This window comes from Butyrivibrio sp. INlla14 (assembly GCF_900102515.1).
GTDB lineage: Bacteria > Bacillota > Clostridia > Lachnospirales > Lachnospiraceae > Butyrivibrio.
The window spans coordinates 119612-132974 of sequence record NZ_FMVS01000002.1; the positions used below are offsets into that span (position 1 = coordinate 119612).

General features: G+C 39.5%; 10 protein-coding genes. All 10 read right to left on the minus strand.

Annotation, left to right across the window (positions count from 1 at the left end; translation table 11 throughout):
- Positions 1-21 precede the first annotated feature (21 nt).
- A complete protein-coding gene (gene ruvB, locus BLO53_RS00525) occupies positions 22-1053 on the minus strand; it encodes a Holliday junction branch migration DNA helicase RuvB (RefSeq protein ID WP_092058225.1) in 1032 nt (343 codons plus the stop codon).
- Between the two features lie 60 nt (positions 1054-1113).
- Entirely contained in the window at positions 1114-1746 is a 633-nt protein-coding gene (gene ruvA, locus BLO53_RS00530) for a Holliday junction branch migration protein RuvA (RefSeq protein ID WP_092058227.1), read from the minus strand.
- 117 nt (positions 1747-1863) lie between these two features.
- Positions 1864-4341 carry an InlB B-repeat-containing protein gene (locus BLO53_RS00535; protein WP_176757090.1) on the minus strand — a complete coding sequence of 826 codons (2478 nt, stop codon included), beginning with the start codon at positions 4339-4341 and terminating at the stop codon, positions 1864-1866.
- A 209-nt stretch (positions 4342-4550) separates the two neighbouring features.
- On the minus strand, positions 4551-5582 hold the full coding sequence (locus BLO53_RS00540; protein ID WP_092058231.1) for a branched-chain amino acid aminotransferase: 1032 nt from the start codon (positions 5580-5582) through the stop codon (positions 4551-4553).
- A gap of 124 nt (positions 5583-5706) precedes the next feature.
- Positions 5707-7131 carry an AI-2E family transporter gene (locus BLO53_RS00545; protein ID WP_092058233.1) on the minus strand — a complete coding sequence of 475 codons (1425 nt, stop codon included), beginning with the start codon at positions 7129-7131 and terminating at the stop codon, positions 5707-5709.
- Positions 7132-7166: 35 nt separating this feature from the next.
- Positions 7167-7976 (minus strand): Mrp/NBP35 family ATP-binding protein, encoded by an 810-nt coding sequence (locus BLO53_RS00550; protein WP_026487960.1) that lies wholly within the window; start codon positions 7974-7976, stop codon positions 7167-7169.
- Positions 7977-8023: 47 nt separating this feature from the next.
- Entirely contained in the window at positions 8024-9007 is a 984-nt protein-coding gene (locus BLO53_RS00555) for a glycosyltransferase family 2 protein (RefSeq protein ID WP_092058234.1), read from the minus strand.
- Between the two features lie 20 nt (positions 9008-9027).
- Positions 9028-9519 (minus strand): 3-isopropylmalate dehydratase small subunit, encoded by a 492-nt coding sequence (leuD, locus tag BLO53_RS00560; RefSeq protein ID WP_026487962.1) that lies wholly within the window; start codon positions 9517-9519, stop codon positions 9028-9030.
- 15 nt (positions 9520-9534) lie between these two features.
- Positions 9535-10806 carry a 3-isopropylmalate dehydratase large subunit gene (leuC, locus tag BLO53_RS00565; RefSeq protein WP_176757091.1) on the minus strand — a complete coding sequence of 424 codons (1272 nt, stop codon included), beginning with the start codon at positions 10804-10806 and terminating at the stop codon, positions 9535-9537.
- Positions 10807-10887: 81 nt separating this feature from the next.
- Positions 10888-13353: a YfhO family protein gene (locus BLO53_RS00570; RefSeq protein WP_092058237.1), complete on the minus strand. Its 2466-nt coding sequence runs from the start codon at positions 13351-13353 to the stop codon at positions 10888-10890.
- Positions 13354-13363: the final 10 nt, after the last annotated feature.

Here is a 13363-nt window from a genome sequence, read left to right on the forward strand (position 1 = left end):
CCCAAAAATATATCATTCACATTATACTTCACCAGACTCCGGCATTTCAAGCCCTAAATGATGATATGCAGCCTCAGTAACCACGCGGCCTCTGGGTGTTCTGTTGATAAAGCCGTTCTTTATAAGATAAGGCTCATATACGTCCTCTATAGTGCCAGGATCTTCTCCTATCGCAGCAGAAAGTGTATCAAGTCCAACAGGTCCGCCTGAAAACTTGCCTATCATCGTCATAAGTAAATTTCTGTCAGTATGGTCAAGTCCCATTTTATCAACATCCATAAGGTCAAGTGCTGTAATAGCAACATTCTCTGTGATCCTGCCATCATACTTAACCTCTGCAAAGTCTCTTACTCGCTTCAGTATTCTATTTGCAAGTCTAGGGGTTCCGCGGCTTCTCCTTGCCATTTCCAAAGCTCCCTTTTCATCTACCTCTACATTTAGAACTTTTGCAGACTGCATGATGATTGTACTAAGCTCATCAAGATCATAAAATTCCATCCTGTGGACCATTCCGAATCTGTCTCGTAGTGGTGCCGATAACATTCCAGCCCTTGTGGTTGCCCCAATCAGGGTAAAATGCGGAAGGTCTAGTCTTATAGATCTGGCTGTAGGGCCTTTACCTATCATGATATCAATAGCATAGTCCTCCATTGCCGGGTACAGGACCTCTTCTACCTGTCTGTTAAGGCGGTGTATCTCATCAACAAAAAGTACATCTCCTTCCTGAAGATTGTTTAAAATTGCAGCCATATCTCCAGGCTTTTCTATAGCAGGTCCGCTTGTTATCTTAATATTTACCCCCATCTCCGCTGCAATTATTACAGAAAGAGTAGTCTTACCAAGACCAGGTGGTCCGTAAAAGAGAAGGTGATCCAGACACTCTCCTCTCTTTTTGGCAGCTTCAATATAGATTTGAAGGCTCTCTTTTATTTTCTTTTGCCCTATGTAATTATCAAGGCGTTTGGGGCGAAGGGAACCTTCAATTCTGGCATCCTCAGCCTTTTCAGTTGTATCCACGCTTCGAGCGGTGGTATTTATCTTTCGCTTTTCCATGTTTTTATACCATTTGCTTTATTATCTAATTTCAATTCACTTTAGTTGTTGCCTAAGTGTTCAGAACATTTCTTTTAATGCCAGCTTGAGGAGTCTTTCTGTATCATCACCAGCTTCAGGGCTTGATGCCAGAACTTTCCTTACTGCCTTCATAGAATCCGTAGAGTTGTACCCAAGGGCAACCAGAGCTGCAACAGCCTCGTCTCTTGCAGGGTTAACACCATCAGATTCGCCTGCTGCACCAGATATAGAAGTAGCTAAAGCGCCGCCTCCAAGAAGTTCATCCTCAGAGACCTTGAGCTTATCACGAAGTTCCAATGTGATTCTCTCAGCAGTCTTCTTACCTATGCCAGGAGCCTTAGAAAGGCTCTTACTGTCTCCTGCAAGAATTGCAAATCTAAGATCATCCGGTGTCATGACAGACAAAATAGAAAGTCCACCCTTAGGACCTATCCCATTTACAGTTATCAGCATCTTGAAAAGATTAAGTTCATCTCTTGATAAAAACCCGAACAGGGTAAAAGAGTCCTCTTTGACATTGGTGTAGGTGTAGAGTTTAACTGCCTCACCAATTCCAGGCATTCTATCCATAGTAGAGCCTGATATAAATACATTTACTCCAATTCCATTAACATCAATGACGGCAAGCCCCTCCTCGATGTTTTCAAGGATTCCGTTTACATATGCAATCATTTATAATCCCCACTTCATTACTTTTTTCACTATAAATATAATAATGGAACAAAGGTTTGCTTGCAACTGATGTGTTAAGAGGGTGGTATTTCTACCACCCTCCAGGCATCTATTTAGTTATGCTTTTATAACAACATCAGACGAAATCTTTTCTCCATTTGGAGTATCATACACAAAACTATATCCCGTATTGTTATCATATATGTTTGCGCCACCCTTAGGAGAGGTAATCTTAGCTCCTGATGACTTAAGGTCGGTCTTGCCGTTTACGTATAGTGCAGATCCCTTATCATCAGATGTATTAATATCAAATGTTCCCTTTCCAAAGGTAACATCCTTTAGATGTGTCTGTATGCCATATTTGCCTGCATTTATCTTAATATATCCTTCAATCTTAAGTGGACTGTCAGACACAGTAAAATCATCACAGCGAATGCCTGCTTCTAAAGATGGATCATCAATTGTCAGATCTCCTTTGATAGTGAGGTTCTCGTTTCTTGAGTAAATGCCAACACACCTGCCGCCATCGATCTGGTAACCCTTTTTAATCTTTGCATTATAGAAAGTAAGTGTCCTTGTCTTAGGATCAAATTCTGCCTCTCCTTCATCACACTTTATCTTTCTATTTGGCTTACCGAAATTAACCTGACTTTCGCCAACCCAAATATCATAAACGCCCTCATAATGGCCAACAATATAGGCAGTCGTTGCCGGTGTCCTTCCGTCTGATTCATATAAAACACTGTCATCATCTACTTTTCTAACGAAAGAATTTCTAGGAGACACAAGCGAAACATCATCTTCCAGGATTAGTTTTCCTCCACCAACTGCTACAAGCGCCCTCCTATTAGCATCTTTTATCATTACATTTGCAGAGGAAAAAATAACCTTTGCATTTTCTGCCATAACCGCAAAGTTGCTTCCTGTTGTTGTAACCGATGTAGCAACACTAGAAGAAGCATCGAAAGTAATTGAAGCTTCTTTTTTATTGTCAGTTCTATCTACAAAAATGGAATGGTCAGCATCTGGAACGTTTATTTCTACATCTCCTGTTATAGTAACCGCCATATTTGAGACATATATTCCAGCTGATCTTCCTTGTTTGGTTTTAGAACACCTTGTTACAAGTGCATTGATAAATCTTAACTTATTCGCCTTTGCACCAGGAGAAAAAACAACTTTTCCCTGTTTTAATTCTAAAGTTGCTCCCTTACTAGGTAAGCGTCTTCCATCAACCCAAATACCGGCATTATCTGCCTTTACCCATTTAGCTACAAGCTTATAATTTTTATTAACTGGCTTTGAAAAATCAAAACAAGTCTTTCCATCGTACCAGCCTTCTACGTAGTAGCCATCAATCTCAAGGTATTCTGGTTCCGTGGCAACCCCGCCTTTTTTAACTGTCTGGGTTGTTGGTGCATTACCATTCTTTCCATTTAGATCAAAGCTAATACTAAAACTATCCAGGCCAAGGTCACTACTTTTAATTTCTACAGGCATAGAAGCATAGTCGCTTTCATAATCCCAATTGGCGCTTTCTACCATCATATAAACTCTGTAGTTTTCGCCCCAGTCACCAATATTAAACTTTCCAGGTAAATTGAATTCTGATTTTCCTCTACGCCCTGAAGTATAATTAATATCTACTTGCTCATAGTACAAAATAGAAGCATTGTTAGTGTTCTGGGATGTATATTCCTTATCCAAAATCATCAAGGCAAACGAATTACTATTCTCTAATCCAGAAACAGTATAATTAATTGTAACAGTATTGCCTTTTACTTCTGGTTTTTTGCTTGGCGAAAGCTTAACCGATCTATTTTTATCTATAAAAGTCAACTTATAACACCCAGCTTTTACCTCTGAAGATAATAAAATACTAGACATATCAATATTGCAAGCCGGGCTTATTCCAATCGAAGCGGTTTTATCGGCATTTTCAAATTGATAATCATCCCCATTACCATGATTAAAAAAATACATATAAACTGCGGTAGTATCATTTGTGTATGAGCGAAGCCAATAGTTCGTAACCTCTTTTTCAAAGCGCTTTGCAAATTGTGGGTTTGAATCCCACATGCCATGAGTGCCACCATAGTACCCACTATTTAATATCTCAGAACAATCCAGAACAAAGAAATTTTCACCTTCAAGAGGTTCAAAATTAACAGCCACAGTATTATAGTCTGAACTATTCTTTTCTCTCTTATAGCTTGGCGCAATATAATTTTTCAATTTTACATTGTCAGCATAAAATTCCCCATTAAGAAAACTATTCAGCCAGCAATTTCTCCATCTTGAAAGCTGTCCTTTGTCTTTTTTGGAGGAATCATAAATACCTTTTGATATTACAGAGTCGCAATCAATCAGTAAAGTTTTCCTATCACCAAATTTTTCGCCATTAAAGTCTGTACATTCCTTCTTAAGAACTCTCCACAACAGCGGTTTACCATGATTCCAGCCAAAATATACTCTGCTAAATCTACATCCAAGAGGACTAAAAAATTCGTGATAATTTTCCCTCACTGGTTCTTCAAGATCTGCAATGGATAGTTTAGTGTTGTTTTCTGTCTTCAAGAAATAATCCTTAGCCATATCTGTATCCTCCTCCATTTTCCCTGAATACAATATACGTTTTTGCGTTTCCTATTTTATATATTATTGTATAGCCAGAATTTTTTCAACAATTTGCGCAATTAAGAATACTTAATTAATTGCATAAAAATAGCGCTGTGAACTTAATCACAGCGCCACATTTTTCTCTATTAACTATTTACACATTTCTTCTTATCAGCTTCAGTTTATCACTCAATTACATGAATCCATCCCTCAGGAGCTTCAACAGTTCCCATCTGAATTCCTGTAAGTGTATCATAAAGCTTCTTCATTACAGGTCCCATTTCATCCATTCCACTTGCAAAGCAGATTTCCTTGCCATGGTCGTTGATCTTGCCAACAGGGCTGATAACAGCTGCTGTTCCGCAGAGGCCCATTTCTACGAAGTCAGATACTTCTGACAGTTTGACGGGTCTCTCCTCTACATTCATACCTAGAATCTCTCTTGCAACATATACAATAGATCTTCTAGTGATGGAAGGAAGAATTGAGTCTGTATGTGACTTAGGAACAACAAGTCCTCCATCCTTGGTAACAAAGATGATATTCGCTCCGCCTGTTTCCTCAATATATGTTCTGGACTCAGCATCAAGATAAACATTCTCTGCAAAGCCTTCCTCATGAGCAGTTACAATAGCATGAAGACTCATAGCATAGTTAAGACCAGCCTTGATATTACCTGTTCCGTGAGGAGCAGCTCTGTCATAATCTGAAATCTTAACAACGATTGGCTTAGCTCCGCCCTTGAAGTATGGGCCTACAGGAGTTACGAAGATTCTGAACTGATACTCATCAGCAGGTTTAACTCCAATTACATTTCCTGTAGCAAACATAACAGGTCTAATGTAAAGTGTTGCACCGCTTCCGTATGGAGGAACCCAGTCCTTATTGGCTGCAACAACCTCTTCAACAGCCTTTATAAATCTGTCCTCTGGGAAAGAAGGCATCTCAAGGCGCTCAGCAGAATCAACCATACGCTTAGCATTAAGGTCAGGTCTGAAAGTGACTATTTTACCATCCTCTGTTTCGTATGCCTTAAGTCCTTCAAAGCACTCCTGTGCATAATGAAGAACTCCAGCATCCTCACTAAGAGTTACTGTTGAATCTGTGGTAAGAGTACCCTCATCCCACTTTCCATCCTTATAATTTGAAACATAGCGCTTATCTGCAACCATGTAGCCAAATCCAATATTGGCCCAATCAAGATTCTTTTTGCTCATCTTATATCCCCTTCCAAAACTTAGATGCATACACATCCAGAATTATCAAATGCACTTTAACACTTCAAAGCACTAATTAGTAACATTATAATTCATAATCAAAATCCGTCAAGTACAAAACCATTTAAACTTCCAGGTCTTTCTTTTCATCAGGCTTATTCTGCTCTGCTTCTGAACCATCCTTTTTATCAGCGGAAAACTGCTCAGTAGTACTCACTCTTCTCTTAAACAAATTTCTAAAGGAGGACTCTCTTCTAGCAGAATTATACTTAGTATTTGATGGATCACTGAGCTTTTTATATTCACCGCCTTCAATATAAGCAAGATCGTAATAATCCCCTGTAAAGGTACTGAGGCTCTTTTTTGCAAGGAAGTGATTTGTAAGTCTTGAGAAAAAGGCATAGATAACTGCAAAAACCGGCACTCCCAGTAAAAGTCCAACTATTCCCCAAATGCTTCCAAAGAAGGTAATTGCAAAAATAACCCAGAAGCTGGAAAGCCCAGTTGACCCTCCAAGAATCTTTGGCCCCAGGATATTCCCATCAAACTGCTGAAGGACTATAACAAAAATAAGAAACTCAAGTGCATTCATAGGGTCGATCATCACCAGCAAAAGAGCTCCTGCGATTCCACCAATGTAAGGTCCAAAATATGGAATAATATTGGTAACACCAACAATTACAGAAATAAGCAAAGGGTAATTGATTTTAAGTATCATACAGCCTATATAGCACAGGATTCCAATTATAATGGAATCAAGGATTTTGCCACCAATAAAGCCTTTGAAGGTCTTATTTACAAATCTAAAGCCACCAATCAGTTCGTTGGCAAAGTCTTCTCTAAAGAGAGAATATGCCATTTTCTTGCCTCTTGTTGTAAACCTCTCCTTAGAATTAAGGATATAGATAGCAACAATAACACCTACCAAAACATCAAAGAATACATTCACTACAGTCATGAAACTTCTAGATACTAGTCTTGGCAGAGTATTCTCATCAGGAAGAGAAGGCAGAAGCTGTTGAAAAACGTAATCACTTAAGGTCGCATAATACCCCTTAATAAACACATTAGAAAGTTCCTGCAGATCCGGATTGTTCTCAAGCCAGGCGTTAGCTGTAACATCAAGATTTCTGACATATTGCGGCAGCTTATCAGATATCTCCCTGATACTGTTTACCAGCTGAGGAAGGATTGTACTAAAAAGGCTATATACCATCAAAAGAAAGATGCACATAGTGATAAGAACAGCGATTGCTCTCATCTGCTTTCTCTTTTTCCAGTTGGCATCCTTGGAAAAAGATACATCGTATCCTCTTTTTACATATATAGGCTTAAGAATCCTTCTCTCCACTGCATCAAGAACAGGTATAAGGACATAAGCAAGGCCTATTCCAATTATGATTCCTGAAATAGCATTGATTATTGTATTGATTGAAGCCAGAGCGCTGGACCAGTGAAACATCAGATAATAAACGCACAGCAGTGCCACAGCAACTACAAATATAGTTATCCCCCAGGTTATCTGGTTTTTTTCAGGTTTAATCTTCATATGCTCACCATCCAATTACTTATTGTCAGTAAAGATCAATCTATCATTCCCTCAAGAATGTAAACAAGGCTGTCCATAAAGTCATTTTCGATATCCTCTGCCTTACCAGCATCGCAAAGGCCTGCTACAGCCGGATCAAGTGGAATTCTGCCCAGGATATCAAGCCCCTTGGAGGCTGCATAACTCTCTATCTTGCTCTCTCCAAAGATGTTAATAGGCTCTCCACAGTGAGGGCACTTCATATAGCTCATGTTCTCTACGATACCAAGAACTGGAATGTTCATGAGATTGGCCATATTAATAGCCTTTTCCACGATCATCTCAACCAGCTCCTGAGGCGTTGATACCACAATAATTCCATCAACAGGAAGTGACTGGAAAACTGTAAGAGGAACATCTCCTGTTCCTGGAGGCATATCTACAAACATGAAGTCCACATCGCCCCAATTTACTTCTGCCCAGAACTGTTTAACAATCCCTGCTATAACAGGACCTCTCCAAACTACTGGATCTGTCTCATTGTCCATTAGCATATTAAGGGACATGATCTTTATGCCGCCCTCGGAAGTTGCTGGAATAAGGAGCTGATTCTCATCAGCGAAGTTAGCTTTTCCAATACCAAACATCTTAGGAATTGAAGGACCTGTAATGTCAGCATCCATAATAGCTGTCTTGTAGCCCTTTTTATTCATGATAGCAGCAGAAAGGCCAGTAACAAGACTCTTTCCAACGCCGCCCTTTCCGCTTACTATACCAATCACCTTTTTTACATGTGAAAATTCTGAAGGAGCAACCTTGAAATTTTCCTCCATCTGCTTTTTAAAATCTTCTGGTTTCTTTGCCATTTTAAATAATCTCCTAACTTTATTGTAACGTGTAAAGAGCACAGCTATTATCTGTGCTCATTTTTTTTAAATACAGCCTCATCATTTTCATCAGCTATATATGATTCAATTATAAACCTTGGCCTGTTCTTGGTTTCAAGATAAATCTTACCAATATACTCACCAATAACTCCAAGAGATATCATGATAAGTCCACCAATAGCCCAAACAGAAAGAACTGTAGTAGTCCATCCAGGGATTGTATTACCTGTAAAATGTCTGATAAGACTATATATAAGTACCACAATGCTCACAAAAAAGATAAACATTCCAAGTCCAGTGATTATCTTGATTGGCTTGGTGCTAAGGCTTGTGATACCTTCAATAGCAAAACTCAGCATCTTCTTGAGAGGGTACTTGCTCTCTCCTGCAAATCTCTCAGCTCTCTCATAGTAAACATAGTCTACATTGTAGCCTACCATAGGAACTATTCCTCTAAGAAAAAGATTGACCTCTCCAAATTCAGAAAGTCCCAAAAGTGCACGTCTGCTCATGAGTCTGTAATCTGCATGATTATAAACTGTCTTGGCCCCAAGGGCATTAACAAGCTTGTAGTAGCTCTCTGCAGTAAACCGCTTAAAGAAGGTATCTGTAGTTCTCTTAGAACGTACACCATAAACAACATCAGCTCCAGCAAGGAACTTCTCTACCATTTCATCAATAGCATCAATATCATCCTGAAGATCTGCATCCATTGAAATAGCTGCATCGCACAGATCCTTGGCTGTCATAAGTCCTGCCAATAGAGCATTCTGATGTCCCATATTTTTGGATAAATTAATTCCCTGAAACAGTGGGTTCTTGTCATGAAGCTCACTTATCATATTCCAGGTATTATCCTTTGAACCATCATTCACAAATATTACTCTGCTATCTTCAGAGATCTTCCCGCTCTTTATAAGACTCTCCATCTTATTCTGAAGGCGCCTTGACGTCTCTGGAAGCACTGCCTCCTCGTTATAGCATGGAATGACGCAGAACAACCTATTCATTAAAAACTATCCTCCCAAAATTAATCCTTAGAATTAATATAATTGATTAACCCCTCAGAATCAATAATCTTCTGCATAAATGGAGGAAAAGCCTGTCCTTTAAAGCTCTGACCCGTTGTTTCATCAGTGATCATGCCTGTATCAAAGTTAATGCTAACAGTATCTCCAGCTCCTATTGCATCTGCAGCCTCTTCACATTCGATGATCGGAAGACCGATATTTATGCTGTTTCTGTAAAAAATTCTGGCAAAGCTCTTTGCAATAACACAGCTTACGCCACTGGCCTTTATGGCTATAGGCGCATGCTCTCTGGAAGATCCACACCCAAAGTTCTTATCTGCAACAATGATATCTCCAGCCTTTACCTTGCTGGCAAAGTCCTTATCAATATCCTCCATGCAGTGCTTAGCAAGATCAGAAGCATCTGTACTATTTAAGTATCTTGCCGGAATTATTACATCTGTATCTACATTATCACCATATTTAAAAACTGTTCCCTTAGCTGCCTTCATACTCTTTCTCCTCCATCAAAGTCCCAGCTCACTTGGCTGTGATAACTTACCTGTAACCGCACTTGCAGCCGCAACTGCAGGGGATGCCAGATAAATCTCTGAATCTATAGCTCCCATTCTTCCAACAAAGTTTCTGTTTGTGGTAGAAACACACCTTTCCTTGGAAGCAAGAACTCCCATATATCCGCCAAGGCAAGGGCCGCAGGTAGGAGTAGAAACAATTGCGCCAGCCTCGATAAAGGTCTTTATAAGTCCTTCCTCCATAGCTTCAAGATATATCTTCTGTGTAGCAGGGATAACAATACATCTAACTCCCTCTGCCACGTGATGGTCTGTAAGCACTTCTGCTGCAATTCTCAGATCATCTATTCTACCATTGGTACATGATCCAATCACAACCTGGTCAATCTTAATGTTCTCTATATCATCAAAGGTATGAGTATTCTCTGGGAGATGCGGAAATGCCACAGTGGGCTTTAGAGTGCTAAGATCAATTGTATATTCCTCATCATATTCAGCATCTTCATCAGCCTCATATACAGTAATTTTTTTGCCTGGTGCATGCTCCTTCATATAAGCAAGCGCTATATCATCCACAGGGAAGATTCCATTCTTGCCACCAGCCTCTATTGCCATATTAGCAATAGTAAACCTGTCGTCCATAGAAAGATTCCTGATGCCCTCTCCCACAAATTCCATTGACTTATAAAGAGCTCCATCAACACCGATCATACCTATGATATGGAGGATGACATCTTTTCCGCTGACCCACTTTGAAGGCTTGCCAACTATGTTGAACTTGATAGCAGAAGGCACCTTAAACCAGGCTTTTCCAGTAGCCATTCCAGCTGCCATATCAGTAGAACCGATTCCTGTTGAGAAAGCCCCAAGAGCTCCATAGGTACAGGTATGAGAATCAGCTCCAATAATAAGGTCTCCAGCTACTGTGAGCCCCTGCTCAGGTAAAAGAGCATGTTCGATACCCATTTTTCCGACTTCAAAATAGTTAGTGATCTTATTCTTTATGGCAAACTCTCTTACACATTTGCAGTTCTCAGCTGACTTAATATCCTTGTTAGGAACAAAATGATCAGGAACCAGAGCTATCTTATCCTTGTCAAAAACTCCTTTTTTGCTGAATTTGTTTAGCTCTGCAATCGCCACCGGGCTAGTAATATCATTGCCGAGTACCAGGTCCAGATCAGCCTCAATAAGCTGTCCTGCAAAAACCTCATCCAGGTGTGCGTGTGCTGCCAAAATCTTTTGGCTCATGGTCATCTTGCTCATAGTCTTTATGTCTCCTTAATATAAATCAAATTATTTTATGCAAATATAACATAGTAATCTGACTAAAAAAACATAACAAATTTAATCGTTTTTATTGACCTTTTTTAATGTATATACAAAGCATATTCCTAGAATAAAGATTCCAGCTATGCTCATGACAAGTCCTTGTGTAAAGCCTTCAGGTTCATAAGTCACTCTGATTTCATGGACTCCGCCAGATACAGGCACCGCCATAAGACCATAATCAGCCTTTATCATCTCTGTCTCCTGCCCGTCAACCATGCAGCTAAAGCCCTCTGTAAATGGAACAGAGAAAAAGACCAGAGTGCTGTCCTTAAGCATTGCTGTTGTCGCAGTAAAGCCTCTTGTATCTGTCGTAAATTCCGAGCAAGAAGTTGCTGCCCTCTTTTTACATTCATCAGAAAACTCAAGATAAGACATCTCATTGTTAAGGATATCCTCAGCAGTCATTTCTTTCATTGCAATGGAATCTCCAAGCTTTAGTGCATCCTCATCTGAAATGATAAGCACTCTTGCAAGGTCGTAGTCGTGTTCCTTGGCCTCAAGATCTTCCCATTCAGATTGGGTAATGTAGTAATCAAAAGTAAAGCCCATAGGAATAAAATTCAAATTATCAAATACATCAAAGCCATTCTCATTCTTTAAAAAGAAGTAGCCATCCGTGCCCTCACCTTCATGAAATACTCTGTTCTTGCTGATATCTGCATTTTCAAAATAATATCTGCCAGAAAGAATAGCCCTTGCTCCGCATCTGTCCACAGGAAGATTGGTCTCAACAGTTCTTGTGATACCGCAGCTTCCATAGAGGAAATCAAATATCTCAGAAGGCACTGTACTAAGGAAACAATGAATTGAGGGGATTCCCCAGGCCATATCGTAATTAGTAGAGGTACTGTCAACTTCACCTCGGCAGAACTTACTCTGGTCAACATTGACTTTGTTAAACAGCATCTGCTCCTGCCATTTTTCTTTTCCTCTGTTGCTTATAATACCACTGCCATTTTTTAGAGGAACAAATGTAGAAATGATACAGCTTATGATAACAGCAAATAAAATGATCCCATCTCTAAGGCCTGTCTTGTAGTGGCCATTCTCGTTCTTTCCAGCAAGCTTTCCCTTGAAATTTCTTGGAAGGGCAAATACTACCGCAAGAAGCATCAGACACAAAATAGCTGTACCAAGCACATCTCTCAGAAAAATAGTATTATTCTCTGTCATATTAAAGAACACCATTTCCCCGTCATCATTCTTGGATGGAAGAAGGTATACCAATAGGAAAAATAAAAACATGATAACGGCTACTATAGCACCCTTTTTAAGCTGAGGAGACTTGCCTCTTTCTGTAACCTGGGCTGTCATAAGGCACATCAAAAGAATTGGCATGTAATACCATCTTGCATAGTAGGATGAATTAAACATGGAAAAAGCAGCATTAAATACTGGTAAAAAGGCAATCACACCGCAAATTATCAGCATTGTCTTTTCCCAGTTTTTCTTTTTCTTGTTAAGAAGGAAGTAAGCTACTACTCCAGATATACCAAACATAGGAATATAAGCTGCAAGAGATGCATTCTTGACAGTTCCTGTATAAAACAAAGTTCCTTTGCCAATAATGTCAGGCAGCATAGAAACACTCTTAACAATATCCCAGAGGAGTTTCTCACTAGGATATATGAGCATATTATAGCCGTTTATATAATTATCAAGTCTTGTATTCCCCTTAATTCCTGCATAAGCCTGCATCAGGAAAAATCCTGCCAGCAAAACTCCTGTAATTCCGCCAAAAAGAGCCTTGTTAAACATCCTGAGATTAGCTTTAACACCGTTATTTCTGCCATACCTTACAATGTAGTAGATAATCAGAAATACAACCTGTCCAAAAAAGAAGTAGTAATTTACAACAGACATAAAAGCCGTCATGCAGGCAAAGTAAATAAAGCTAAAGGGATCCTTGTCGCAATCAGCTGCATTCTCATCATCCTGAGCCATGAGTTTTTCAAAAGTCAAAAGAAAAAGCGGGAAAAAGGCCACTGAATCTGTAAAATGGTTAAATACTATATTACAGGCATTAAAACCAGAGAACGCAAATAAGTATCCTCCAATCATCGCATAGCTGTATTTATGGACATAGCGCCTTATGTAAAGATAAGCACAGCAAGCAGCTGTAGCATACTTAAGAGCCATAAGAAAAGGCATAAGGTAAGGTATATAGTTTTCTGGAAACAGCATTGTTACCCAAAAGAAAGGACTTCCCCAAAGGTAGAAGGAGAAGTCACCAGCCATGCTGCCTCCAAGATCAATATTCCAATTCCAGAAAAATTCTCCATTCTCTACTGCCCTATGAGCAGCCAGATAAAACGGAATCTGCTGGACATTGTAATCACCATAATAAAAGAAAGGCAGTCCCCTTCCTATAAAGATAGGCAGCGCCGCCAATACATACATTAAAAAAGCACTAGCAAACATTATTACTGGTGCGTACACTTTGTTTTCTTTATTTTTTCTACTTATACTAGTCTCGGACATTGTTCTTTCC